We start from the raw sequence: 25,642 nt of genomic DNA, 5'->3' as shown, positions 1-25,642 counted from the left end.
TGAATATTGAAGAGAATTTGAGCCGTCATTCCGGGGCGGAATGACGGCAGACTTAGGCCGCAAATATCCGGTAGCGACGCGGATTGAGACCGATCGTGTCGCCGGCGCGCAGTTCCTTGTCGCGGGGGGCGTCGATCTCGATCGTCTCGCCGCCGGACAGGGCCACCTCCGCCCGCTGCACCGGGCCGAAATTGCGGACATGCTGGACCGCGCCCTCGAAGGCCCCGCTGCCGGGCGGGCCGACCAGCATGTCATGTCGCCGTACGAACAGCTTTGACGCGCCAGGCGTCAGGCCCTCCGCGGCGAGCTGAAGCGGCCGGTCGCCGAGCCTGATCACGCCGCCTTCGACCTGGACCGGCAACTCGATGGACTCGCCGATAAAGCCGTGAACGAAGGCGCTCGCCGGCGTTTCGTAGACATCGTCAGGCGAGCCGACCTGCTCGATCCGGCCCTTGTCCATCACCACGACGCGATTGGCGACTTCCAGCGCCTCCTCCTGGTCGTGGGTGACGAAGATCGAGGTGACGTTGATCTCGTGATGCAGCGAGCGCAACCATTTGCGCAGCTCTTTCCGGACCTTGGCATCCAGCGCGCCAAAGGGCTCGTCGAGCAGGAGGATGCGCGGCTCGATCGCGAGCGCGCGGGCGAGCGCGATGCGCTGGCGCTGGCCGCCGGAGAGCTGGCTGGGATAGCGGTCGGCGAGCCAGTCGAGCTGCACCAGATCGAGCAGCTCCTTGACCCGCGAGCGGATCGCGGCCTCGTCCTTTCGGACCGCGCGCGGCTGCACGCGGAGGCCAAAGGCAACGTTCTCGAACACCGACATGTGGCGGAACAGCGCATAGTGCTGGAAGACGAAGCCGACGTGACGCTCGCGGGCGCCTTGCGCCAGCGCGTCCTCACCGTTGAAGAAGACTTCGCCCGAGTCCGGCCAGTCGAGGCCGGCGATGATCCGCAGCAAGGTGGTCTTGCCGGATCCGGAGGGGCCGAGCAGCGCCAGCAACTCGCCGTTGTCGACCTTGAGGTCGACGCCGTCGAGAGCGGCAAAGCTGCCGAATTTCTTGACGAGATTCCTGACTTCAATCGTCACTGGCGTCTTGTCCTTCGTCGAGATGACGTTCGAGAATTGTTTTTGCGATGAGCGTGATCAGCGCAAGCATTGCGAGCAGCGAGGCGATCGCGAAAGCGGCGACGAACTGGTATTCGTTGTAGAGGATCTCGACCAGAAGCGGCATGGTGTTGGTCTCGCCGCGGATGTGGCCGGAGACGACCGAGACCGCTCCGAACTCGCCCATCGCGCGCGCGTTGCAGAGCAGGACGCCGTAGAGCACGCCCCATTTGATGTTGGGCAGGGTGACGCGGAAGAAGGTCTGCAGGCCCGAGGCGCCGAGCGAGATCGCGGCCTCCTCCTCCTGCGTGCCCTGCTCCTGCATCAGGGGAATCAGCGCGCGCGCCACGAAGGGGAAGGTCACGAAGGTGGTGGCGAGCGCGATGCCGGGAACCGCGAACAGGATCTGGATGTCGTGCTCGCGCAGCCAGCTGCCGAAAAAGCCTTGCGCGCCGAACAGCAGCACGAAGACGAGGCCCGAGATCACCGGGCTGACCGAGAACGGCAGGTCGATCAGCGTGATCAGGAAGGTCTTGCCCGGGAACTCGAATTTCGCGATCGCCCAGGCGGCGACGAGGCCGAACACCAGATTGAGTCCGACGGAAATCGCCGCGACGATCAACGTCAGCTTGATCGCCGCCATCGCCTCCGGCTCGGCGAGCGCGGCGAAATAGGCGAGGATGCCGCGGGAGAATGCCTGCGCGAACACGACGACGAGCGGCAGCACGACGAAAACGGTGAGAAACAGCACCGCCAGCGTGATGATGGCGATGCGGACGGCGCGCGGCTCGGTGCGCAAATTGTTCCGCGCTGCCGCCGCGTGAGCGCGTGCCTTCGAGTCGGAGGCCGAGAGCGACACGGAATCTGCGATCTGCATCGTCATGATCCGCCCTCAGCGCGCCGGAATCCGGCTCCGCGCCCAGCGCTGGAGCCGATTGACCGTGAAGATGATGACGAAGGAGACGACGAGCATGACCACCGCAATTGCGGTCGCATCGGCGTAGCGGAATTCGGACAGGCGTATCACGATCAAGAGCGGCGCGATCTCGGAGACGTTGGGCAGATTGCCGGCGATGAAGATCACCGAGCCGTATTCACCGACCGCGCGGGCGAACGCGAGCGCGAGGCCCGTGAGCAGCGCCGGCGCGAGCGAGGGCAGGATCACGCGGACGATGGTCTGCCAGCGGCTGGCCCCCAAGCTGCCCGCAGCCTCCTCGATTTCTGGATCGAGATCCTGGAGCACCGGCTGCACGGTGCGGACAACAAAGGGAATGCCGATGAAGATCATGGCGACGAAGATGCCGACCGGCGTGAACGCCACCTTGATGCCAAGCGCGGCGAGCGGCGCTCCCAGCCAACCTTTCTCGGCGAACAGCGCCGTCAGCGCGACGCCGGCCACCGCCGTCGGCAGCGCAAACGGCACGTCGACGATGGCATCGAAGATGCGACGGCCGGGGAAGCGGTAGCGCACCAGCGCCCAGACGATGATGCTGCCCATCACCAGGTTGACGCAGGCCGCCGCAAAGGCGAGGCCGAACGAGACGCGGAGCGCGTTCAGGGTGCGGCGGCTGGAGAGGATATTCCAGAACTGCTCGGGGCTGAGCTCGAGCGATCTCAGGAACAGGCCGGCGAGCGGAATCAGGATGATCACGGACAGCCAGGAAAGCGTCAGTCCCATGGTGAGACCGAAGCCCGGCAATGTCCGGCGTCGTGCTGCGAGTGCGCTCACCAGGCCCCCTGCTAAAGCCTCTACGACAGCGCCCGATCAGTTCTTGTAAATCTGATCGAAAACGCCGCCGTCTGCAAAATGTTCCTTCTGTGCCTTGGTCCAGCCGCCGAAGACGTCGTCGATCGTGAACAGCTCGACCTTGGCGAAGGAATTTTCGTACTTTTTGGCGGTCTCGGCATCGCGCGGACGGTAGAAATTGCGCGCGGCGATCTCCTGCCCTTCCTTGGTGTACCAGTATTGAAGGTAGGCGTCGGCCGCGTTGCGGGTGCCCTTTTTGTCGGCAACCTTGTCCACGATCGCGACCGGCGGCTCGGCGAGGATCGACTGCGGCGGTGCAACGATCTGGAATTTTTCGGGACCAAACTCCTTGAGCGCAAGATAAGCCTCGTTCTCCCAGGCGAGCAGCACGTCGCCGACGCCGCGCTCGACAAAGGTCACAGTGGCGCCCCGCGCGCCGGTATCCAGGACCGGCACCTGCTGGTAGAGCTTTCCAATGAAGTCCTTGGCCTTGTCGGTCGAGCCGTACTTCTTCTGCGCAAAGCCCCAGGCGGCCAGATAATTCCAGCGCGCGCCGCCCGATGTCTTCGGGTTCGGCGTGATGACGGCAACGCCCGGCTTGAGCAGATCGTCCCAGTCCTTGATGCCCTTGGGATTGCCCTTGCGCACCAGGAAGACGATGGTCGAGGTATAGGGTGATGAATTCTGCGGCAGCCGCTTCTGCCAATCCGTCGCGGTGAGACCCTTGTTCGCGATCGCGTCGATGTCATAGGCGAGCGCAAGCGTCACCACATCGGCCTGCAAGCCGTCGATCACCGCGCGTGCCTGCGAGCCGCTGCCGCCGTGCGACTGCTTGATCTCGACGCTCTTGCCGGTTTCCTTCTGATAGGCGGTCGCGAACGCCTTGTTGAACTCGACATAGAGCTCACGCGTCGGATCGTACGACACGTTCAGCAAATTGATGTCAGCGGCCAGAGCCGAGCCTGCCCAGAACCCCGTCGCGAGCAATCCCGCGGCGAGCGGAACGATACGGCGCATCATGTCCATCTCCATTCACCTCGACGACATCGGCGTCATCGACGGCAGGCATAACTCGTGGCGAAACGCTCTTGTGTCAACGGAACCTGATTTTCTTGTTCGCAGCGTGGCAGCGCGACTGTGCTACGAAGTCTTCATCGTGTGGATGCCGCATTCTGTCTTGGCCCTGCCACGCCAGCGGCCGGCGCGTGCATCCTCGCCCTCAGCCGTTCGGCTGGTGCAAGGCATACACCCAACCGACAGGAATCCTGACGCAGCCAGAGGGTGTCGCGGCAATTTGGCGCGGGAGAAGATCGCCTCGATCTCCTCGCGCGAGACGTTGGCGAAGGGATTGAATTTCAGCCGCGCGCCATCGTCCTCGACGACCGGAATGTCGGCGCGCGCATTGCCCTGGAAACGCTTGCGGCCGTTGAGCCAGGCGTCGAACGGTTTCAGCGCACGCGCCAGCGGCTCGACCTTGCGGATGCGGCAGCAGGCGTCGGGATCGGAGAACCAGAGGTCGCGGTCGGGATCTTCGCGCGACAGCGCCTCCTCGGCGGGCTTGATCGAGCGGACATCCTTCAGGCCCAGCGTCGCAATGAGGGTATCGCGATAGGCCAGCGTCTCCTCGAACAACCAGCCGGTGTCGAGAAAGATCACGGGGATCGCCGGATCGACGTCCGCCATCACCTTCAACAGCGTCGCCGATTCCGTGCCGAAGGAGGACACCAGCGCAAGCTTCTCGCGCCCGACCGTTTTCAGCGCCGCGGCAATGACCTCCGCGGGCGAGGCATCGCGCAGGGCGCGATCGAGCTCGTCCGCCGAAGGCAGCGCAGACACGGGCGAAACCTGTGGCGCGATCGCGTTCACGTGCCGACCCCTTCGGAGTGGCGCAGCTGCATGCGCCGGTGCAGCGCGGTGATGCGACCATCGCCGGTCGGCTGGTAGAACACCGAATAGCGCTTGGCGGTCTGCATGAAGGCTTCGGCGTCGGCCTGCTTCTTGACCTCGAAGGCATCGAAGCCGGCCCGCAACATGAACACGAACTGGTCGCGCAGCACCTGACCGGTCGCGCGCAATTCGCCGCGGTAATTGTAGCGTTCGCGCAGCAGCCGCGCCTGGCTGTAGGCCCGTCCGTCACGGAAGGTCGGGAACACCAGCGCGACGGCGGCGATCTTGCCGAGATACGGCACGAGCTCGCTGATGTCGCGACTGTTGGGCCAGATCACGCCGACCTTGCCGGAACGCTTGAGCAAGCCTTCGGCCTCGCCGAGGAAGCGCTCGGCGGGCACCAGGATGTCGCCGCCCTCGGGCAGCGGCGTGTCGACGGCGAGCTTGACAAAGCTGTCATCGACGATCTTTCCGCCGTTAACGAGTGGCATAGACGCGCTCCTTGAAGGGTTCGACGCCGAGGCGCTTCACCGTGTCCATGAACAGCTCTTCCGGCCGCTCGCGCAGCGCGAGATAAGCTTCCACGATGTCCTCGACGACGTCGGCGACCTCGTCGAACTTCACGCCGGGACCGATCAGGGTGCCGAGCGCCGCATTCTCGTCCGCACGGCCGCCGATGGTGATCTGGTAAACCTCCTCGCCGTTCTTCTCGACGCCGAGAATGCCGATATGGCCGACATGGTGATGGCCGCAGGCATTGATGCAGCCGGAAATGTTGATGTGGAGACGGCCGATCAGGTTGGCCAGCTCGTGGTTGGCGAAGCGCCGCGTCAGCTCCTGCGCGATCGGAATCGAGCGCGCATTCGCCAGCGAGCAATAATCGAGCCCCGGGCACGCGATGATGTCGGTGATCAGATTGACGTTGGGCGTCGCGAGCCCGAGCTTGTCGAGCGCCTTCCACAGCGCCGGCAAATCGCGCTTGGCGACGTGCGGCAGCGCCAGGTTCTGCTCATGGCCGACGCGGATCTCGCCGAACGAATATTTGTCGGCGAGATCGGCCAGCGCATCCATCTGCTCGGCCGTGGCGTCGCCCGGAGGCCCGCCGGTCGGCTTCAGCGAGATCGTGACGATCGAATAGCCCTGCACCTTGTGCGGCGCCACCGAGTTCTTGCGCCACGCCTCGAAGTCCGGATCGGCCGCGGCCTGGCGCAGCTCGTCCGGCATGTGCGGCAGCTTCTCGTAAGGAGGATAGGTGAAGCGCGAGCGGATGTCCTCGATCACCTCGTCGTCGATCTGGAGCGAGGAGTTGCGAATGTGCTGCCACTCGTCCTCGACCTCGCGCGAGAATTTCTCGATGCCGAGCTCGTGCACCAGGATCTTGATGCGCGCCTTGTAGATGTTGTCGCGGCGGCCGTACTGGTTGTAGACGCGCAAGATAGCCTCGATGTAGCTGAGGATGTCGCGTCCGTGCACGAAGTGCTTGATGGTCTTGGCGATGAACGGCGTGCGGCCGAGACCGCCGCCGACGAGAACCTCGAAGCCGGTCTCGTTCTTCTCGTTCTTGATCAGGCGGAGGCCGATGTCGTGGATCTTGATCGCGGCGCGGTCGTGGTCCGAGGCGGTGATCGCGATCTTGAACTTGCGCGGCAGGAACGAGAATTCCGGATGCAGCGTGGTGTGCTGACGGATCAGCTCAGACCAGATGCGCGGATCCTCGATCTCGCCCGGCGCGACGCCGGCCCACTGATCCGAGGTGACGTTGCGCATGTTGTTGCCGGAGGTCTGCATCGCATGGATGCCGACCTTGGCGAGGTCTTCGAGCGCGTCCGGCAGCTCGGCGAGCTTGATCCAGTTGAACTGGATGTTCTGCCGCGTGGTGAAGTGGCCATAGCCGCGGTCGTATTTGCGCGCGACATGGGCGAGCGCCCGCATCTGGTTCGTCGCCAGCGTGCCGTAGGGAATCGCGACGCGGAACATGTAAGCGTGCAGCTGCAGATAGACGCCATTCTGCAGACGCAGAATCTTGAACTCGTCCTCGGTGAGCTCTCCGGACAGGCGCCGCTTCACCTGGTCGCGGAACTCCGAGACGCGCTCGTTGACGAGCGTGCGGTCGATTTCGTCGTAAGCGTACATAAGTGCGTGCCTTAAACCTGGGCCGGCTGTCCGATTGTGACGCCGGTGCGGCGAATCTGTTCGCGCAGATTGCCGGGCAGGACCTTGCCATCGTCGCCGATCTCCACCGGCGCGATATAGGGGCCGATGGCGCCGACGTCATCGGCCACGGCTTCCGCAAGCAACGCCTTGGCCTCGTCGGAGTTGCGCACGATGGCGGCTTCCGACAGCTCGGCGGACCAGCTTTTGGCGGCGGTGCGGTAGACCACGATGCCGTCCCAGGTGCGATTGGCCGTCACAACCGAGGGGCCGGCGATCTTGATCTTCTTCTGTTCGAGCGGAGAGGTCATTCGGCTGCATCCAATAGGTCAGAGATGATTTGCTTGGGAGTCTGGCGGCGAAGCGAACCGGCATGCCGGACCACGTCGCCGATGATGAGAATGGCGGGACCGCCATGGATCCGCCGCACCAGTTCCGGCAGGTCGCGCAGCGTGCCGATCGCGCCTTGGGCATCGGGTCGCGTGACGCGGGCGAACACGCCGACCGGCGTCTCCGGCGAGCGACCGGCCGCGAACAAGCCGGCGCGCACGGCGGGCGCTGCGGTCACGCCCATGTAGACCACGACGGTCATCTTCGTGTCGGTCAGCGTCGACCAATCCACGTTCTCGGCATCGCGCGACTTGTGCGCGGTGAGAAAGGTGATGCGGGTCGCTTCGTGACGATAAGTGAGCGGCACCTCGAAATCGGCAGCGGCGCCTAGGCCTGCAGTGATGCCGGGAATGATCGAATAGGCGACGCCGGCGGCGCGCAGCGCTTCCACTTCTTCGCCGCCGCGGCCGAACACGAAGGGATCGCCGCCCTTCAGCCGCACGACGCGCTGGCCCGATTGCGCGGCCTCGATCATGCGCCTGTTGATGGCGTCCTGGCCGATGCCGGGCCTGCCGACGCGGCGGCCGACCGCAACGCGCGTTGTGTCGCGGCGAATGCGATCGAGAATCTCGGGCGAGACCAGCTCGTCATGGAAGACGATGTCCGCGTCCTGCAGCGCGCGCAGCGCCTTGATGGTGAGCAGATCGGGATCGCCGGGGCCGGCGCCGACCAGCGCGACCGAGCCTTCCGGCTTGTCGGCGCGGGCAAATACGGCGGGATCGGAGATCGCCTTGAGCGAAGCGTCCGCCTCAGCCTTGCGGCCGGCGAGCACGGCAGCGCCGATCGGACCGTCGATGACGCGCTCCCAGAAGCGGCGGCGCAGCGGAAACTCGGCGATGCGCTCGTTGATGGACTTGCGGAAGGTGCCGATGAACTCGGCGAGTTCGCCGATGCGCGCCGGCAGCAGCGCCTCGATCTTCTCGCGCACGCGCCGCGCCACCACCGGGGAGGTGCCGCCGGTGCCGACCGCGACCACGACATCGCCGCGATCGACGATGGCCGGAAAGATGAAGCTGGAATGCTCGAGGTCGTCCATGACGTTGACGGGAAGGCCGAGCGACTTGGCGCGAGCCGACATGGCCACACCGACATCGCCCGCGCCCGCGCAGACGACAGCAATGACACCTACGAGATCGGCCGTGAGCGGATCGCTCGCCGCGATCTCGATGCGGGCCGCATCTTCGGAGCCCAGGCCGAGGTCATGATTGCCGTCGATCGCATGCACGCGCAGCCGCGCGCCGGCAGCGGCGAGCACGCGCAGCTTGGCGCGCAAAAGCTCGCCCGCGCCGATGAGAATCACCGGGCCGGCCTTGAGATCGAGAAACACCGGCAAGAACCGCATGCGATACTCGCTTCCCCACAAACGGGGTTGACTGGAATTATTTTCTATATATGTCTCGTTTCGAGCGCGCAAAGAGAAATTTTTTTCTTCTCTTCTGCACCGCAACTATAGAATTTTCGCCTCCAAACGCAAAGTGGCAGAGATGCATCTTCTCAGGACGGATTCCGGTGCAGATGGGCAGAACTTTCGCGCGCCCATTTCCGAGCAAATTCCAGTCGGGCTGACCGCCCCGAGCATGGATCATCTCGACCAGCTCGAAGCGCAGAGCATCTACATCTTCCGTGAGGCCTTTGCCCGGCTGAAGAAGATTGCCCTGTTGTGGTCGCTCGGCAAGGACTCCAACGTCATGATCTGGCTGGCGCGGAAAGCCTTCTTCGGCAAGATGCCGTTTCCGGCCCTTCACGTCGACACCGGCAAGAAGTTTCCGGAGATGTATCGCTTCCGCGATCATTACGGGAAGGAATGGGATCTCGATCTGCGCGTCGAGCCCTGCCCGCCGATCGATGCGGTCGACCCGACGCTGCCGCCGGCCGCCCGTTCCGCCGCGCGCAAGACCGAGGGCCTCAAGATGGCGCTCGCAAAGTATGGCTTCGACGGCCTGATCGCCGGCATCCGCCGCGACGAGGAAGCGACCCGCGCCAAGGAGCGCGTGTTCTCGCCGCGCGGGCTCGAAGGCAATTGGGACGTGCGCGACCAGCCGCCGGAGTTCTGGGACCATTTCAACGCCTCGCCGCCGCAAGGCGCGCATTTGCGCATCCATCCGATCCTGCATTGGACCGAGGCCGATATCTGGGCCTACACCAAGCGCGAGAACATTCCGATCATCCCCCTGTACCTCGCCAAGGACGGCAAGCGCTATCGCTCGCTGGGCGATCAGGACATCACCAACCCCGTGAATTCGACGGCGTCCAGCATCGACGAGATCCTGATCGAGCTCGAGCAGACCAAGGTGCCGGAGCGCTCGGGGCGCGCGCTCGACCACGAGACCGAGGACGCCTTCGAGCGTCTGCGCGTCGCCGGCTATCTCTGATCAAGGACGCTTTGCGGCTATGAACATGATCGTCACTCCCGCTTCGCCTGCGACCCCGAACGGCACCACGCGTCCGCAAGTGCGCATCGTCATCGTCGGCCATGTCGACCACGGCAAGTCGACGCTGGTCGGCCGCCTCCTGCATGAAACCGGCAGCCTGCCCGACGGCAAGCTCGAAATGCTGAAAGCTGTGAGCGCGCGGCGCGGCATGCCATTCGAATGGTCGTTCCTGCTCGACGCGCTGCAAACCGAGCGCGACCAGGGCATCACCATCGACACCACGCAGATCCGCTTCCGCACCAATTCGCGCGACATCGTGCTGATCGACGCGCCCGGCCACGCCGAATTCCTGCGCAACATGATCACCGGCGCCTCGCAGGCCGACGGTGCGGTGCTGATCATCGATGCGCTGGAGGGCGTGCGCGACCAGACCAGGCGGCATGGCTATCTCCTGCATCTGCTCGGCGTGAAGCAGGTCGCCGTCGTCGTCAACAAGATGGACCGCGTCGATTTCTCCGCCGCACGCTTCAAGGACATCAGCGACGAGATTTCCGCGCATCTGAACGGCCTCGGCGTGACGCCCACGGCCGTGATCCCGATTTCCGCGCGCGACGGCGACGGCGTCGCCGAGCGTACGGACCGCATCGGCTGGTACAAGGGACCGACCGTGGTCGAGGCGCTCGATCGCCTCGAGCCGGCGCGTCCGCTGGAAGCGCTGGCGCTGCGGCTGCCGGTGCAGGCGATCTACAAGTTCGACGACCGCCGCATCGTTGCCGGCCGCATCGAATCCGGCAGCCTGATTGCCGGCGACGAGATCGTGATCATGCCCGCGGGCAAGATCGCGAAGATCAAGACGGTCGAGAGCTGGCCGGTGACGCCGGTCGCCAGCCGGCAAGGCGCGGGCCGCTCGGTCGGCATCACGCTCGACCGCGAATTGTTCATCGAGCGCGGCGACATCATCGCGCATGTGGGCAGCGCCCCGCGCGAGACGCGGCGGCTGCGCGCGCGGATCTTCTGGCTGCACGACAAGCCGCTCGCGAAGGGCGACCAATTGCTGGTGCGCTGCGGACCGAAGGAAAGCCGCGCCACCGTTGTCGCCATCGAGAAGGCGGTCGATCCCGGTGAGCTCTCGAGCAGCGAGAACAAGGCGATCGGCCGCAACCATGTCGGCGAGATCGACATCTCCCTGTCCAATCCGATCGCGACCGATCCCTACACCGAAAATCCGCGCACCGGCCGCCTCGTGATCGAGGTGTCCGGACGCATCGCGGGCGGCGGCCTGGTGCTGTCGGTCGATGCCGGCCAGCGTGCCGTGCCGGTCGACATCGTGCCGGTGGAATCGGCGCTGCGCAGCGACGAGCGCTCGGCGCGCTATCGCCATAACGGTGCCGTGGTCTGGCTCACCGGCCTGCCCGCCTCCGGCAAGTCGACGCTGGCGCGGGCGCTGGAGCGGCGTCTCTTCACCAATGGCGGCTCGCCGATCCTGCTCGACGGCGACACGCTGCGCGCCGGGCTCAACAGCGATCTCGGCTTCTCCGCCACCGATCGCAGCGAGAACATCCGCCGCCTCGCCGAGGTCGCGACACATCTCGCCCGCAACGGCCACATCGCCATCGTCGCGGCGGTCTCGCCCGCGCGCGAAGATCGCGCCGCCGCGCGCCGCATCGCCGATACCGCGTTCCGCGAGATCCATGTCGCGACGCCGGCCGAAGTGTGCGAGGAGCGCGATCCCAAGGGCCATTACAAGAAAGCCCGCGCCGGCGCGCTCGCCTCGTTCACCGGCATCGGCAACGATTACGAGAAGCCTGAGGCTGCCGAGCTCGTGATCGACACGTCGAAGCGGACCGTGGCTCAGGCGGCTGACGAGATCGAGCAGATGCTGAAGACATCAGGCGTGCTGTTCGACGAGCTCGTGGACCTCGCTGCGAACATTTGAGGTCGCCCCAGTCTCCGCTGTCGTCGCCCGGTGTGAACCGGGCGACCCAATATTCCAGAGACAGCGTTGGGATACGGAGAAGCCGCGGCGTACTGGATTCCCCGCTTTCGCGGGGAATGACACCGGTGCGTGGGGCTTCTCCCACCTTCTCTTGACATTTTGACAAGCCCCCGGGGGTCTTCTCACCGCCCTGATTTTGGGGCTAATAGGTCCGGAAAGCCGCCCCGCGTGGGCGCATTTTGCTGCTGTCGGGTCAAAAGCAGCCAAAAACAGCCATTTCCAACAAGAAAGCCCATCATGAAACGCGTCGACGCCCACGGATTGAAGATCGCCCCTGTTCTGTTTGACTTCATCGCCAAGGAAGCCGCCCCGACAACGGGGATCGCGCCGGATGCGTTCTGGGCCGGGCTTGCCGGCATCATCAAGGAGCTGGGACCGAAGAACCGCGAGCTGCTCGCGTTTCGCGACAATCTGCAGGCCAAGATCGACGACTGGCACCGCGCCAACAAGGGCAAGGCGCTCGACCTCGATGCCTATACCGCCTTCCTGAAGGAGATCGGCTATCTCGTGCCGGAGCCGGCGACGCAGAAGGTCGAGACCGCCAATGTCGACGAGGAGATCGGCAAGATCTGCGGCCCGCAGCTCGTCGTGCCCCTCACCAATGCGCGCTACGCGCTGAACGCGGCGAATGCGCGCTGGGGCTCGCTCTATGACGCCTTCTACGGCACCGACGCGATCCCGCACGACCCGTCCGAGAGCGGCAAGGGCTACAACAAGGCGCGCGGCGACAAGGTGATCGCCAAGGCCAAGGCGTTCCTCGACAACGCCGTGCCGCTCGCGACCGGCAGCCACACCGACGTCACCGCCTACAGCGTCGTCGCGGGCCAGCTCGCAGGGAAGCTGAAGAGCGGCAACGCCACCGCGCTGAAGCACGCCGCACAGTTCGCCGGCTTCCAGGGCGATGCCGCCGCGCCGAGCGCCGTGCTGCTCGTCAACAACGGCCTGCATATCGAGGTCAAGATCGACCGCAGCAGCGCGATCGGCAAGGACGATCCGGCCGGTGTCGCCGACATGATCATGGAGGCCGCGGTCTCGACCATCCTCGACATGGAGGACTCGGTCGCCGCGGTCGATGCCGAGGACAAGGTGCTGGTCTACCGCAACACACTCGGCCTGATGAACGGCACGCTGTCGGCCGATTTCGAGAAGGGCGGCAAGACGCTGACGCGTTCGCTCAATTCCGACCGCCTCTACAAGACGCCTGACGGCAAGGGCGAGGTCAAGCTGCACGGCCGCAGCCTGCTGTTGATGCGCAATTGCGGTCACCACATGTTCACCGACGCGGTGCTGGACGAGAAGGGCGAAGAGGTTCCGGAAGGCCTGCTCGATGCCGCCGTCTCGGGCCTGCTCGCGATCCACGACCTCAAGGGCCACTCCAAGGTCAAGAACAGCCGCACGGGATCGGCCTATATCGTCAAGCCGAAGATGCACGGCCCGGACGAGGTGTCGCTGACCTGCGAGATCTTCGACCGCGTCGAGAAGATGCTGGGCCTGCCCGAGAACACGCTCAAGGTCGGCATCATGGACGAGGAGCGGCGCACCACCGTCAACCTCAAGGCCTGCATCCAGCGCGCCTCCAAGCGCATCATGTTCATCAACACCGGCTTCCTCGACCGCACCGGCGACGAGATCCACACCTCGATGGAAGCGGGCCCGATGATCCGCAAGAACGAGATGAAGGCGCAGGCCTGGATCAAGGCCTACGAGGACTGGAACGTCGACATGGGCCTGACCTGTGGCCTGCCGGGCCACGCCCAGATCGGCAAGGGCATGTGGGCCGCCCCCGACAAGATGGCGGACATGCTGGCGCAGAAGCTCGCCCATCCGCAGGCCGGCGCTACCACCGCCTGGGTGCCCTCGCCCACAGCGGCGACGCTGCACGCGCTGCACTACCACCAGGTCAACGTGATCGCGCGCCAGGAAGAACTCGCCAAGGGCGGACCGCGGGCAAAACTGTCCGACATCCTGACCATTCCGGTGTCGAAGTCGAACTGGGCTCCCGATGACGTCAGGCAGGAGATCGACAACAATTGCCAGGGCATTCTGGGCTATGTCGTGCGCTGGATCGACCAGGGCGTCGGCTGTTCCAAGGTGCCCGACATCCACGATGTCGGCCTGATGGAAGACCGCGCCACCTTGCGCATCTCCAGCCAGCACCTCGCCAACTGGCTGCACCAGGGCGTCATCACCGAGGCGCAGGTGATGGAATCGCTCAAGCGCATGGCGGTCGTCGTCGACAAGCAGAACGCTGGCGATCCGATCTACAAGCCGATGGCGCCCGCCTTCGACGGCGTCGCCTTCAAGGCGGCCTGCGAACTCGTCTTCAAGGGGCGCAAGCAGCCGAACGGCTACACCGAATACATCCTCACCGCGCGCCGCCGCGAGGCCAAGGCTCTTGGATAAGAGGCTCTTGGATAAAGAGGCGCTGGGCTGAACGAAGTCACGGAACCGTCAAAAGCCCCGGCCCGCGCCGGGGCTTTTTTCTTGCGCGAAACGTCGCGGCTTGGCGCGGAACAGGCTGCGTGCGCCTCGCGTTGTCGGGCCATCAACCCATGGGAGATGGTCATGGACTGGAATCGGATCGAAGGAAACTGGAAGCAGTTCAAGGGATCGGCCAAGGAGAAATGGGGCAAGCTCACCGATGACGACCTCCAACTGATCGAGGGCCGCCGCGAGCAGCTCGAGGGCCGGCTGCAGGAACGCTACGGCAAGGCCAAGGACCAGGTTCGTCAGGACGTCGACGACTGGCTGAAGTCGCTGCACTAGCGCAGCATGAACGAAGCCCCGGCTCAGGCCGGGGCTTTTTGTTTGGGAGCAGTAGCCCCCGCTAGAATACTGTCAGATATTTCAGCAGCGACACGACGCCGATGATGATGACGATCACGCGCGCGATCTGCTTGGCGCGGCCGTCCATCGGCAGCATGTTGATCAGATAAAGCACGAGAATGACGACGAGAAAGGTGACGAGGACGCCGATCAGCATTGCAGGGACCCCCCTTCTGGCAAATTGCTAACGATGTCCTAACGCTGGCCTCGCGCGCTGGTTCCATCAACGCAACCCATTGCAACTTCTAGTAAATGCGTATTTTTACCGGTAGCTTGGCTGCCTAAAACTTTACCCTTTTCCTCTCACATGCAGAAACCGTCTGGCCATGAGGCGCCAACGGCATGTGATTGCCGATGCCACAGGGCTCCTCCTTTTCGATTGTTGCCGGGCGCCCTCCGCGAACTCGACATGGAAATTGGGGGACCTCGATGCTGAATCGTCTGACCGTATCCGCGCTGCTCAAGGCCGTGATCGCGATCACGTCGGTCTGCGTGGTCGTTGCGCTCTCGCTCACCGCCTACGCATCCTGGGATCGGCTGAGGACCGCCAGCCGGATCTCGCAGATCGCGGACGCGTCCGCCGACCTGTTCAAGGCGATGCACAATCTGCGGACCGATCGCTCCACCAGCAACAGGCTGCTGAACGCGACCACGCCAATGGACGCCGACATCGAGAAATATCTGCGCGCGATCCGCGACGCCGAGATGCCGGCGATGGCGCATGCGCTCGAGCTGTTGCCGGCCATCGACTTTCCGCAATCCGGCACGCTGGTGCCGGAGCTCGCGCGCCTCTACAAATCCGCGAGCGAGCAGCAGAAGCAGTTCTGGGAGGACGTCGCCAAGCCCAAGGATCAGCGCCGCGCCGGCCTGCCGAAGGACTACATGGAGACGACGCAAGGCCTGCTCGACACGCTCGACAAGCTCTCGAGCGTCCTGGCCGGGACCGTCAATCACCAGGACGCGGCGATCGATCAGCTGCTGTCGATCAAGCAGAACGCATGGCTCTTGCGCAACACTGCCGGCGAAGCCTCGCTCATCGTCTCGACTGGCCTTAACGCCGGCAAGATCACGCCCGAGGCTCACCAGTCCTACACCCAATATGTCGGCGGCACGGCCGCGATGTGGAAGGCGCTGGAATTGTCGGCATCGGGCATGCAGCTGCCGTCCGCACTGTCATCCGCCATGACCGCGGTCAAGTCCGCCTATTTCGATCCGCAATATCTCGCCCTGCGCGACCGCCTCGCGGAGACGCTGGTGAAGGGCGACAAGGCCGAGATGACAGCCAATCAATGGACCCCGGTCACGGTCGGTCGCCTGTCCAATGCCGTCGCAGTGGCAGAAGCCGCCCTCGACGCCGCCAAGGTCCATACGCTGGAGCAACACGGCGCCGCGCAGCGCGCGCTGATCGTGCAGCTTGGGCTCCTGGCGCTCGCCATTGGGCTTGCCGTCGGCGCGACCATGCTGGTCAGCCGCCGCGTCATCACCCCGCTCAACACCATCCGCGACGCCATGCTCAAGGTCGCCGGCGGCGACCTCGCCGTCGACAGCGGCTATCTCGACCGTCATGACGAGATCGGCGCACTGGCCGGCGCACTGGAGACCTTCAAGCAGCAGGCGGCCGAGAAGCTCAAGATCGAAGAGCAGGAGCGTGAGCGCAATGCGGGCGCCGCCGCCCGCCAGCGCGTGGTCGAGGCCCATGTCGGCGAGTTCGAGAGCGCCGTGCGCAAGTCGTTGGGCGAGCTGAGCGAGGCCTCCGGCGAGATGCGCAAGACCTCGGGCGACCTGTCGGCCGTCTCGCGCCAGAGCAATGAACGCGTCGAGATTGCCGGCAAGGCCTCGAACGAGGCCTCCACGAGTGTCGAGAGCGTCGCGGCAGCGGCCGAGGAGCTCTCGGCCTCCATCAACGACATCAGCCAGCAGGCCGCGCATGCCGCGGGCATCGCCAGCCGCGCCGTCACCCAGGCGCGCGAAACCGACGGCACCGTGCAGGGCTTGGCGCAGTCGGCGGGGCGCATCGGCGAGGTCGTCGGCCTCATCAACACCATCGCGGCGCAGACCAACCTGCTCGCGCTCAACGCCACGATCGAGGCGGCGCGCGCCGGTGATGCCGGCCGCGGCTTTGCCGTGGTCGCCTCCGAGGTGAAGTCACTCGCGAGTCAGACCGCGAAGGCGACCGAGGAGATTTCCGAGCAGATCGCCGACATCCAGAAGGTTGCGGGTGATGCCATCAACGCGATCCAGGCGATCGGCGGCATCATCAGCGAGGTCAACGAAGTCGCTACCGCCATCGCGGCCGCAGTGCAGGAGCAAGGCGCCGCTACGCAGGAGATCACCCGCAGCACGCAATACGCGGCGCAGGGAACCAAGAACGTTTCGGACAACATCACCGGCGTGAAGGCCGATGCCGACACCGCAGCCGGTGCCGCGGAGAACGTGAAGCAGGCCTCCGAGATGCTGGAGACGCAAAGCCGCCAGCTCGGTCAGCAAGTCAGCGATTTCCTGGGCAAGATCCGCGCGGCGTAGGGCTGGCGAGGACGGCGTTCGGAAGCCGAAGCTACTCCTTCGCCACCACGGGGACCTGGCGGAATCTGGCGCGCACCGATTCCGGCAGCGGCGAGAAATTCATCGCGACACCGCGGCGGTCATTGGCGTTGCGGCTGGCGACCACGAGGCCGCCGGCTCCGGCGACGATGTCGCCCTTGCGCAGGGTCGGATCGTCCTCGACCTTGACCGATGCGAGCCCGACCGGGTCCTTGCCGTTGCAGGTACAGCCCGCGACGATCTCGTTGCGAAAGCGGAACGCGTTCGGCAGGTCGGAATAGGACTTTCCGTTCTCCGTAGAGGCGTCGTCGATATTGCTGCCATAGACCAGCGAGGTTTCCGAGGCTGGGCAGAAGCTCTTGCAGGATTGCGCCTTGCTCTCGGAATCGCTGCCCTGCGCCGGGAAATAGCGGCCGTCACAGCCGCGCACGCAATAGGCCGCGCCGCCGCCATAGGAGGCCCGCTGACGCGGCCCATCGTAGCGCGGCCCATCGTCATTGGGGAACGGCATGCGGATTTCCGGCGGCGGCCGCATCCGGAAGCCGCCGAACAATGCCGAGAAGAAATCCTCCGCATGCGCCGACGGCGCCGATGCAAGACCGGCGGAGATCGCGATCAGGATCACCGTTCCGCCAGTCCATTTGCCAATCAGGCGTCTGCTCATATGACCTCGCTCACGCTTAATTCACGGCCGACGACGTGACGTTCAACGCCTGCCGACCCGAGGGCAGCGTCGTCACGGCCGGCCGCCTGCGCACGGGCTCGCCGGCCTTGTCGCCTCCTCTGGCCATCAAGGGCGCGTTCTTCGGCAGCACCACGACCTTGGCGCCGACATTAACGCGATTGAACAGGTCAATGACGTCCTCGTTGGTCATGCGGATGCAGCCGGAGGAGACGAACTTTCCGATGGTGGAGGGATCATTGGTACCGTGGATGCGGTATTGGCTCGAGCCGAGATACATCGCACGCGCACCGAGCGGGTTGCCGGGGCCGCCGGCGACGAAGCGCGGCAGATAGGGCTGGCGCGCGATCATCTCGGCCGGCGGATGCCAGTCCGGCCACTCGGCCTTGCGACTGACGCTCTGCACGCCCGACCAGGTAAAGCCCTCGCGGCCGACGCCGACGCCGTAGCGGATCGCGCGGCCGCCTCCGAGCACGTAGTAGAGATAGGTGCTGTTGGTATCGATGACGATGGTACCAGCCGCCTCGCTCCTGTCGAAGCTGACGATCTGCCTGCGCAGCCGGTCGGGCAACTGAGCATCCTCGTCGGCGACCTGCGGCGCCTCGTTGAGGTCATCCTGCGAGTATTGGCCCTGCGAGTACAGGTCCTGCGGGTACACCCGCTGCATCGGCGCATAGCCGAAGGTTTGCGCGCTCGCGGTGCCCATGGGCGCCATGAGCAGAGCGCTTGCGAAAGCGAATGCGCCGACGGCGCGCGGCGAGAAGCTGCGACGGACTGCAAACAACTTTGTCATGAGCTGCCCCGTTGGATGTGCATCAGGTAATGCGCTGCCCAACAAACTCCGCCGGCTGGATCGAAGTTCCGTTGCCGCGTGCGGCAGCGACGTCACAGTCAAGCGAGCCATCGTTCACGAAGCCGCGATGGAACCGGCATACCGCCCACGCGTTGTGAGGTCATCAATGGGCGCGCGGATCGCGGATTCCGTGCGGGAGAGATATTGTGCGCGTCCTACCCAGTGACCGTTTGATTTCCGGCAACGGCGAAGGCGAACCGCTCCCCGAGAGCCATGTCGAGCTGCCGCCGGTGATCCGCCGCACTGAATTCGTCGCGTTCGCGCTGGCCGGCCTGTTGCTGATTGCCATCGTCGCCGTGCTTTATGTCGGCAAGGCGTTCTTCCTGCCGGTCGTGATGGCGTTCGTCACCGGGACCATGCTGTCTCCGGCGGCCACCTTCCTGGAGCGAAGCAAGGTCCCACGCAGCCTCGGCGCCGTTCTGATCGTGGTCGCGGTGACCGCGGTGGTCGCCTTCGTCGTGGCGCTGATCGCTTCGCCGGTCATGGCATGGAGCACGCGCCTGCCGGAGCTCGGCGCGCAACTGCGGGACAAGCTGCACGTGTTCGATCGGCCGCTTGCGCTCTGGCGGGAGATGCAAGCCATGCTCGGCGGCTCGGAGGGATTGCCGAGCATCCACATGCCCAAGGTGGAGTGGGTGCAGCCGACGCTGGAATTCCTGTCACCGACCTTTACCGAATTTCTGCTGTTCTTCGTCACCCTGATCCTGTTCATCGCAAGCTGGCGCGACCTGCGGCGAGCCATGATCATGACCTTCAGCGATCGCGACGCGCGGCTGCGCACGCTCCGGATCCTCAACGAGATCGAGGTCCATCTCGGCAATTATCTGCTGACCGTCACCCTCATCAATGTCGGCGTCGGCGTCGCCACCGGCCTGATCTGCGCGCTCACCGGAATGCCCAATCCGGCCGGGCTCGGCGCGCTGGCGGCCACGCTCAACTTCATCCCCATCATCGGGCCCGTGGCGATGTTCGCCGTGCTGGTCGTGGTGGGGCTGATCGCCTTTCCGACCATCGGCGGCGGCCTGATGGCCGCGCTCGCCTTCGGCGGCCTCACCTTTCTGGAGGGGCACTTCATCACACCGACGATCATCGGCCGGCGGCTCGCCCTGAACGCGCTCGCCGTGCTGCTCGCGCTCGCGTTCTGGACCTGGCTGTGGGGGCCGATGGGCGCGTTCCTGTCGTCGCCGCTCCTGATCGTCGCGCTGATCCTGAAGGACCACCTGTTGCCGGAGAATTCGCCGCAGCTTCCGCAAGCCTGACCGGTTTCAGCGAACGGAACTTACCCGGCGACGAAACGTTCTCCGCCCATCTCAGCCGTCACAGTTCGGAGCTCCCGATGTCCACGCCCAATGCCGAAACCGGGATGAGAGACTGGACCGACAAAGCCACCCGAGACCGCCTCGAAAAGGATGTAGCAGCCGTGAAAAGCGATATCGCCGCCCTCACCGACCAGATCACCGACGCGCTCAATACTTTCGCCAACTCCACCAGCAAGCAGGCTCGCCGCGGCTATCGCCAGGCGCGCGAGAACATGGATTCCGCGATGGACGACATGTCCGAGCGCGGCAGCGCGATGATGGAAGCCGCACAAGATGCCTACGGCTCGATCGAAGAGACGCTGGAAGATGCGATCACACAGCGGCCGCTGGCGACCGTCGGGCTGGCGCTCGGCATCGGCTTCCTGATCGGCGCCGCCTGGCGTCGCTAAGGATGCCGCCGTTCATTTGACACGGCAGCGACACGCGGCCGCTGTCGGCCCGTGACGATTCGGCTGGCGGGGATTGAGGAGCAAGGCCATGTTTCAGCGCATCATCGACAGCATCAGTGCATCCACCGGCACGACTGTTCGGCTGACCTCCCTGGCTGCGGGCGCTGCCTTCGCGCTGCTCGTGACGACAGGCTTCCTTTGTGCCGCCGTCTTCATCTGGGTGCTGCAGAAATATGGCCCGGTGCAGGCTTGTCTTGCCGGCGCCGGCATCTTCTTTCTGCTGACGCTGGCCGCGGCAGGCTCCTATTGGGGCTACAAGCGCGAGGTGCAGAAGCGCGCCCAGATCGCGGCCGAGCGCGCGGCGAAATCGGCCGCGCAGAGCATGCTTGCAGATCCGATGCTCCTCGCCACCGGGCTTCAGATCGTTCGCGCCATCGGGGTGAAACGATTGTTGCCGATCCTGGCCATCGGGGGCGTCGCCCTCGGCATCCTGGCGAGCCGCGCCGGCGTGGCCGACGAGGTGTCGGCGGAGCCTGCCGAGTAGCGATCGGCGCGGGTCAGAAAATTTCGTCGTAAGTCCTTTGGGCGCATCTATCCCAATTCGATAGAGGGCGAGGGCCGCATTTCTGCGCGGTTCGGCGCGATTGCCTTGCCGCTCACGCAAACGCTACTCGGATGGGCAGGCGATTGCCGCTAAAAGCATCATCCTGATTCCCAAAGCTATTTTACTTAATGAAACCGTCCGTCAAGGCGAACCTCGCCGCATTCCAGCACGACGCCAGGCTCTATCTGACGCTCGGCATCGCCAATTGGTCCATCTTCGTCGACCATATTCCGAACAACGTCGTCAACCTGCTGACGCTCCGCAATTTCGGCTTCAGCGGCGCGGCGGACCTGTTCGTGTTCGTGGTGGGCTACGGCGTTGCCATCATCCACGGCAGGATGGCGCTGGAGCGCGGCTATGTGGTCGCAGCGACGCGCATCTTTCGTCGGGTCTGGCGGCTCTATGCCGCCTATGTCGTGCTGTTCGTGATCTATATCGACGCCATCGCCTATGTCGCCTCGCAATCGATGGCGCCGGAGATCATCCACGAATACAACATCTCCGGAATTCTCGAGCATCCGCTGCGCATCCTGGTCCGCGGTCTCGTGCTCCAGGAAGAGCCGCTGAATCTCGACCTGCTGCAGCTGATGATCCCGCTGATGGCGCTCTTTCCGCTCGTGCTGTGGGGCCTGTTGCGGGGGCCGAACCTGACGCTGGCGGCATCGGTCGCGCTGTATCTTGCCGCGCGCTGGTTCGGCTGGAATTTTCGGATCTATCCGGACGGGGAATGGACCTTCAATCCGCTGTGCTGGCAGCTGCTGATGGTGCTGGGCGGCTGGTTCGCCGTGACCGGTGCGCCGGGGCGGGCGCTGCGCGGCATGTCCTGGCTGCGGATCCTCGCAGGCGCCTATTTGATCTTCGCAATGGCCGTCACCTTGATGCGCCATTCGCCGACGCTATCCGCTTACCTGCCGGATCTCCTCCTCAACAGCATCGCGCCGACCGACAAGGAAAACCTCGCGCCCTATCGCGTGGTCCATTTCCTGGCCCTCGCGTTCATTGCGACCCATCTCATTCCGGCCGATCACCCCGGCCTGAGATGGAGACCGCTGCAAGCGGTGATCGCATGCGGTGAGGAATGGCTCGCGGTATTCTGTGTCGCCGTGTTCCTGTCCTTCGCCGGCCACCTCATCCTGATCACCGGGCCGAACTTGGTGGTGATGCAGGTGGCGGTGAGCATCACCGGCTTCGCCGCGATGACCGGGCTCGCCTACTACATCGCCTGGTCGAAACGGCAGGATCTGCCGGCAGCCCTGCGGCGGCAGGCGTAGAGCCAAAAAAGCGTGCGATTCTGCTAGGCCGAAAGGCGCCCCTGCGCTATGCCGGGACTCTGCGTGAGGAGACCGGGCGTGGCGATGGCGAAAGACGGGCGTGAAGAGGCGGAGAGCGCGCCCCGGCGCGGCCGGCCAAGGTCGATCGAGACCACCAACGCCATCCTCGAAAGCGCCTATGCACTGATGGCGACCACCGGCCTTGCCGCCACCACCATCGATGCGATCGCGCGCCACTCCAGCGTGTCGAAGATGACGATCTACAAATGGTGGCCGTCGCGGGAAGCGCTGCTGATCGACGCATTCCTCCACCATGCCGCGCAGATGCTGCCGCTGCCGCCTGCGAGCGCCGGCACGCCCGCGGCGCGCGCGCGGCGCCACGCCGCCGCCTATGCCGAGGCGCTCCAGGGCGAATTCGGCAAGGTGCAGCTCGCCGTGATCTCAGAATGCATTTCCAAGACCGGCTCGGCCGAGCTGTTCTACGCCCGCTACTTGCAATTCCGCCGCGACGCGCTGGTGGACATGATCGCCGCCGGCCAGAAGGACGGCAGCATTCAGGCCAAGGGTCCCCCTGAGAATCTCTACGACGCGATCTATGGCAGCCTGTTCTACCGCTACATCTTCGGCATCGCGCCGATCACACCTGGCTACGCCCGCAACCTCGTCGATCTGGTGTTGCGACCGAAGAGCTAAAGCGCGATGCGATGAGGCTTGATCGCTCCAACGACGGAGCTGGGCTCCCTCTCCCGCTTGCTTGCGGGAGAGGGTTGGGGAGAGGGTGTTTCCGCAATGGGACAGTCCCCTAGAGGAGAAAGCCCTCACCCGCGCCTACGGCGCGACCTCTCCCGCAAGCGGGAGAGGTGAACGAGCCGCGGCAATCGATTCGACCTAAAGCCATTCCGCTCTAACTTCGCGCCGGCCTGACCGGCGCCGAGATCTTGTCCGTGCGGTCGCGCTCGGTCATGTCGACCACCGTCTCCATCGGCGCGGTCAATTCATAGACGTAGGAGACGTCCGTGAAGAAGCGCTTGGCGGTCCCCCCCAGCGCCTCGGGCGCGACGCGGTCGAGCAGGATCAGGCCGAAATCGGAATCGGGCCGGCGCGTCGCCTCGCTGGTGTTGAACTCCTCCCATCGAAAATGGAAGACCTCGTGGCCATCTTCGCCCGTCACCGTCCAATTGGCGGTGATGTGCGGGTGCTTGCCGACCAGCGACAGGCCCTCGTCGGAATGCGAGGCGAGCTCGAAGAACAGCAGCGAGAGGCTCTGCGCCGCTCGCGCGCTGACCGCGATGTCGGGGCCGGTGACCGCGATGCGATCGGCATGCGGAATCGCGCGCGCCTCGAACAGGCCCTTCAACTTGACGCCCTGCCACTGGCTCTCGCTGAGCAGCGACACCACGTTGGACATGGCGTGGATGCGCCCGATCAGGAGCTCGCGCGCGCTGTCGATGTCCGAGCCGTGGCGCAAGGTGCGCGTCACGATCGACTGGATCACCGCCAGGATGTTCTTGACGCGGTGGTTGAGCTCGTCGATGACCGCGGTCAGCCGGCGCTCGAAGCCGATCCTGACCTGGATCTCCCGGCTAAGCCGCAGATTGTTGTAGGCGACATAACCGAACAGGCCGCACACCATTGCGGTGATGGCAAAGCCGATCGCCGCCACGATGATCGCGGTCTGCTCGGCGCGGCGCACCGAATTGGTCTTCGCGTAATAGCCGAGCTGCCAATCGCGGCCGCCGAAGCTCACCGTGCGCGTCGCCGACGGCGCCGGCCCGTCCGCCGCCGCCATCCGCGTCGAGACCACGCCCTGATCGTTGGCGATCAGCTCGCCGCCGTCCTTGCGCGGATCCCTGAGCGCCACCGCGAACAGCGACATGTCGTCATTGGCCAGCATCAGCGAGGCGAGCTCGTAGGAAAACGTCACGAACCCGGCCGGCTCGGTCGCTCCCTCGGGAATGACGGGCGCAGCCACGATGATGCCGATCGCTCCGTTTCCGCGGATCAACGGCACCGGGTCCGAGGCAACCGACCTCTTCTCGGTGCGCGCGCGCGTCAGCATCGCGCTGCGAACCGGATCCTGATCGTAGCTGCGGCCGGGCAACATCCTGGTCTCGTTGCTGCGCGGCTCGAGATCCAACAGTACGTCGATCGGCTGGGTGACATCGGCAGGGTTGATCGGCTTGTCGTCATACGAGCGGATCTGCGGAGTGGGGAAGCCGGCGCCAGCGAGGGCGGCCTGCGCCGCCGCAAGCTCGTCCGGCTTCAACCGGGCGACCCACCCAGCCACCACGAAGTCGGTCTTGAAGGCGTAGATCGCCGAGCGCAGCGGCTCCAGCATGTTCGGCTTGATCACCGACGGCGCGCGGAACAGGCCTGAGGCGACACGCGCGAGCAGCTCCCGCTCGGTCAGGCGGTCCTGGACCAGGCTCGCATGGACATCGATCGCACGCGCCAGCGCGATCCGGTCCAGCGCCAGCTCCTGGTCGTGGACGCGATAAGCCGCAAGCCCGGAGAGCAAGGCCCCGAGCAGAGCGATGAAGCCGATGATGAAACCCAGCCTGACCACGCGATTACTCAGGCGAAAGCAGGAGGTCGGCAATGAACACGGAGCACATGAACGCCGCTCGAACGGCCATGGGCCGAAGCAGGGTAAACCCCAGTGCCGGAGATAATGAAGGAGGAGGCATCAGTACGCAACTTGGGTCGCCTGAAAAGCTTAATCCGTCCGGCCGATGGTCTGGCCGGGATGAATTCGCCCCGGGCGCCGGAGGTAGTTAATCCCCGTGTCCCAAATTTGTTCCGCGGGTTGCGGCGTGGCCCAGCTCGTTAACGGCGAAAAACACCTGCGCCAACTGGTCGCGTCCGGTCAGCCCGCCCGTTTCAGGCCGCCTTTGGCCTCGATGAAGCCGACGATTTGGTCGAGCCCCTCACTTTTCTTGAGGTTGGTCATGACGAAGGGCCGCTCGCCGCGCATGCGCCTGGCGTCCCTCTCCATCTTCTCCAGGGAGGCGCCGACATGGGGCGCAAGGTCGGTCTTGTTGATGACCAGGAGGTCGGACCGGGTGATGCCGGGGCCGCCCTTGGACGGGATCTTGTCGCCGGCGGCGACGTCGATGACGTAGATGGTGAGGTCGGCCAGCTCCGGGGAAAAAGTGGCAGCAAGATTATCGCCGCCGGATTCGATCAGCACGAGGTCAAGTCCGGGAAACTTGGCGCGCATGTCCGCGACCGCGGCGAGATTCATCGAGGCATCCTCGCGGATCGCCGTGTGCGGGCAGCCGCCGGTCTCGACGCCCGCGATGCGATCCGGCGTCAACGATCCCGAACGCACCAGGAACTCCGCATCCCATTTGGTGTAGATGTCGTTGGTGATCGCCGCAATGTCATAGCGCTCGCGCATGGTCTTGCAGAGCAGGTCCATCAGCGCGGTCTTGCCCGATCCGACCGGACCGCCGACGCCGACACGCAAGGGACCGTGAGATTTCGCCATGTGACTTGCTCTCTCCTGA

Annotated in this window: 24 protein-coding genes; 10 read left to right on the top strand and 14 right to left on the bottom strand. The window is 65.0% G+C overall.

The window, feature by feature from the left end; all coding sequences use genetic code 11:
- Positions 1-52: 52 nt before the first annotated feature.
- From ACNJYA_RS06230 to cysG, 9 genes are all read right to left on the bottom strand, one after another.
- Positions 53-1,087, bottom strand: a complete 1,035-nt coding sequence (locus ACNJYA_RS06230; RefSeq protein ID WP_212254185.1) for a sulfate/molybdate ABC transporter ATP-binding protein — start codon at positions 1,085-1,087, stop codon at positions 53-55.
- Positions 1,077-1,988 carry a sulfate ABC transporter permease subunit CysW gene (gene cysW, locus ACNJYA_RS06225; protein ID WP_172784875.1) on the bottom strand — a complete coding sequence of 304 codons (912 nt, stop codon included), beginning with the start codon at positions 1,986-1,988 and terminating at the stop codon, positions 1,077-1,079. Before cysW ends, ACNJYA_RS06230 begins: the two co-directional genes overlap by 11 nt.
- A 9-nt stretch (positions 1,989-1,997) precedes the next feature.
- Positions 1,998-2,783: a sulfate ABC transporter permease subunit CysT gene (gene cysT / locus ACNJYA_RS06220; RefSeq protein ID WP_246570639.1), complete on the bottom strand. Its 786-nt coding sequence runs from the start codon at positions 2,781-2,783 to the stop codon at positions 1,998-2,000.
- Between the two features lie 87 nt (positions 2,784-2,870).
- On the bottom strand, positions 2,871-3,878 hold the full coding sequence (locus tag ACNJYA_RS06215) for a sulfate ABC transporter substrate-binding protein (protein ID WP_433996045.1): 1,008 nt from the start codon (positions 3,876-3,878) through the stop codon (positions 2,871-2,873).
- A gap of 114 nt (positions 3,879-3,992) precedes the next feature.
- Positions 3,993-4,718 (bottom strand): phosphoadenylyl-sulfate reductase, encoded by a 726-nt coding sequence (locus tag ACNJYA_RS06210; protein ID WP_212254183.1) that lies wholly within the window; start codon positions 4,716-4,718, stop codon positions 3,993-3,995.
- Positions 4,715-5,230 (bottom strand): DUF934 domain-containing protein, encoded by a 516-nt coding sequence (locus ACNJYA_RS06205; protein WP_172784879.1) that lies wholly within the window; start codon positions 5,228-5,230, stop codon positions 4,715-4,717. Before ACNJYA_RS06205 ends, ACNJYA_RS06210 begins: the two co-directional genes overlap by 4 nt.
- Positions 5,217-6,872 carry a nitrite/sulfite reductase gene (locus tag ACNJYA_RS06200; protein ID WP_172784880.1) on the bottom strand — a complete coding sequence of 552 codons (1,656 nt, stop codon included), beginning with the start codon at positions 6,870-6,872 and terminating at the stop codon, positions 5,217-5,219. The genes ACNJYA_RS06205 and ACNJYA_RS06200 overlap by 14 nt, the downstream gene beginning before the upstream one ends.
- A gap of 11 nt (positions 6,873-6,883) precedes the next feature.
- Complete coding sequence (locus ACNJYA_RS06195) at positions 6,884-7,201, bottom strand: DUF2849 domain-containing protein (RefSeq protein WP_172784881.1); 318 nt, start codon at positions 7,199-7,201, stop codon at positions 6,884-6,886.
- Positions 7,198-8,622 carry a siroheme synthase CysG gene (gene cysG, locus ACNJYA_RS06190; protein ID WP_212254182.1) on the bottom strand — a complete coding sequence of 475 codons (1,425 nt, stop codon included), beginning with the start codon at positions 8,620-8,622 and terminating at the stop codon, positions 7,198-7,200. The genes ACNJYA_RS06195 and cysG overlap by 4 nt, the downstream gene beginning before the upstream one ends.
- Positions 8,623-8,857: 235 nt before the next feature.
- On the opposite strand from cysG, the gene cysD reads away from it, so the two are divergent.
- The 4 genes from cysD (at position 8,858) to ACNJYA_RS06170 (ending at position 14,414) form a co-directional block, all read left to right on the top strand.
- On the top strand, positions 8,858-9,652 hold the full coding sequence (cysD, locus tag ACNJYA_RS06185) for a sulfate adenylyltransferase subunit CysD (protein ID WP_172784883.1): 795 nt from the start codon (positions 8,858-8,860) through the stop codon (positions 9,650-9,652).
- Positions 9,653-9,671: 19 nt separating this feature from the next.
- Positions 9,672-11,588 (top strand): adenylyl-sulfate kinase, encoded by a 1,917-nt coding sequence (cysC, locus tag ACNJYA_RS06180; RefSeq protein WP_439365688.1) that lies wholly within the window; start codon positions 9,672-9,674, stop codon positions 11,586-11,588.
- Positions 11,589-11,885: 297 nt separating this feature from the next.
- Positions 11,886-14,051, top strand: a complete 2,166-nt coding sequence (locus ACNJYA_RS06175) for a malate synthase G (RefSeq protein WP_439402231.1) — start codon at positions 11,886-11,888, stop codon at positions 14,049-14,051.
- Positions 14,052-14,213: 162 nt separating this feature from the next.
- Positions 14,214-14,414 carry a CsbD family protein gene (locus tag ACNJYA_RS06170; RefSeq protein ID WP_008546815.1) on the top strand — a complete coding sequence of 67 codons (201 nt, stop codon included), beginning with the start codon at positions 14,214-14,216 and terminating at the stop codon, positions 14,412-14,414.
- Positions 14,415-14,475: 61 nt separating this feature from the next.
- Here ACNJYA_RS06170 and ACNJYA_RS06165 read toward each other — a convergent pair whose 3' ends face one another.
- Positions 14,476-14,631, bottom strand: coding sequence for a Thivi_2564 family membrane protein (locus ACNJYA_RS06165; RefSeq protein WP_130363252.1), 156 nt, complete (start codon positions 14,629-14,631; stop codon positions 14,476-14,478).
- Positions 14,632-14,903: 272 nt separating this feature from the next.
- Here ACNJYA_RS06165 and ACNJYA_RS06160 point away from each other — a divergent pair, with 272 nt between their 5' ends.
- Positions 14,904-16,997 carry a methyl-accepting chemotaxis protein gene (locus ACNJYA_RS06160; RefSeq protein ID WP_439365686.1) on the top strand — a complete coding sequence of 698 codons (2,094 nt, stop codon included), beginning with the start codon at positions 14,904-14,906 and terminating at the stop codon, positions 16,995-16,997.
- A 31-nt stretch (positions 16,998-17,028) separates the two neighbouring features.
- On the opposite strand, the gene ACNJYA_RS06155 is transcribed toward ACNJYA_RS06160, so the two are convergent.
- Complete coding sequence (locus ACNJYA_RS06155) at positions 17,029-17,679, bottom strand: DUF2865 domain-containing protein (RefSeq protein WP_439365685.1); 651 nt, start codon at positions 17,677-17,679, stop codon at positions 17,029-17,031.
- A 16-nt stretch (positions 17,680-17,695) separates the two neighbouring features.
- Positions 17,696-18,490: a L,D-transpeptidase gene (locus ACNJYA_RS06150; RefSeq protein ID WP_439365684.1), complete on the bottom strand. Its 795-nt coding sequence runs from the start codon at positions 18,488-18,490 to the stop codon at positions 17,696-17,698.
- Between the two features lie 206 nt (positions 18,491-18,696).
- Here ACNJYA_RS06150 and ACNJYA_RS06145 point away from each other — a divergent pair, with 206 nt between their 5' ends.
- The 5 genes from ACNJYA_RS06145 (at position 18,697) to ACNJYA_RS06125 (ending at position 22,826) form a co-directional block, all read left to right on the top strand.
- Positions 18,697-19,809 (top strand): AI-2E family transporter, encoded by a 1,113-nt coding sequence (locus ACNJYA_RS06145; protein WP_172784889.1) that lies wholly within the window; start codon positions 18,697-18,699, stop codon positions 19,807-19,809.
- Positions 19,810-19,886: 77 nt separating this feature from the next.
- Entirely contained in the window at positions 19,887-20,258 is a 372-nt protein-coding gene (locus ACNJYA_RS06140; protein ID WP_172784890.1) for a DUF883 family protein, read from the top strand.
- A gap of 88 nt (positions 20,259-20,346) precedes the next feature.
- Positions 20,347-20,802 (top strand): hypothetical protein, encoded by a 456-nt coding sequence (locus tag ACNJYA_RS06135; RefSeq protein WP_172784891.1) that lies wholly within the window; start codon positions 20,347-20,349, stop codon positions 20,800-20,802.
- 188 nt (positions 20,803-20,990) lie between these two features.
- The gene (locus tag ACNJYA_RS06130) at positions 20,991-22,133 is read left to right on the top strand and encodes an OpgC domain-containing protein (protein ID WP_212254176.1); all 1,143 of its coding nucleotides are present in this window, start codon (positions 20,991-20,993) and stop codon (positions 22,131-22,133) included.
- An 84-nt stretch (positions 22,134-22,217) separates the two neighbouring features.
- Positions 22,218-22,826, top strand: a complete 609-nt coding sequence (locus ACNJYA_RS06125) for a TetR/AcrR family transcriptional regulator (RefSeq protein ID WP_439403385.1) — start codon at positions 22,218-22,220, stop codon at positions 22,824-22,826.
- Between the two features lie 211 nt (positions 22,827-23,037).
- Here the strand turns inward: ACNJYA_RS06125 and ACNJYA_RS06120 are convergent, their stop codons facing one another.
- Together ACNJYA_RS06120 and ureG are read right to left on the bottom strand one after the other, a co-directional pair.
- Positions 23,038-24,699 (bottom strand): CHASE domain-containing protein, encoded by a 1,662-nt coding sequence (locus tag ACNJYA_RS06120; protein WP_172784893.1) that lies wholly within the window; start codon positions 24,697-24,699, stop codon positions 23,038-23,040.
- A gap of 300 nt (positions 24,700-24,999) precedes the next feature.
- Complete coding sequence (gene ureG / locus ACNJYA_RS06115) at positions 25,000-25,623, bottom strand: urease accessory protein UreG (RefSeq protein ID WP_439402230.1); 624 nt, start codon at positions 25,621-25,623, stop codon at positions 25,000-25,002.
- Positions 25,624-25,642: the final 19 nt, after the last annotated feature.

The organism is Bradyrhizobium sp. BLXBL-01, from assembly GCF_051853025.1.
Taxonomy (GTDB): Bacteria; Pseudomonadota; Alphaproteobacteria; order Rhizobiales; family Xanthobacteraceae; genus Bradyrhizobium.
This window is presented reverse-complemented; position numbering and strand designations above follow the sequence as displayed.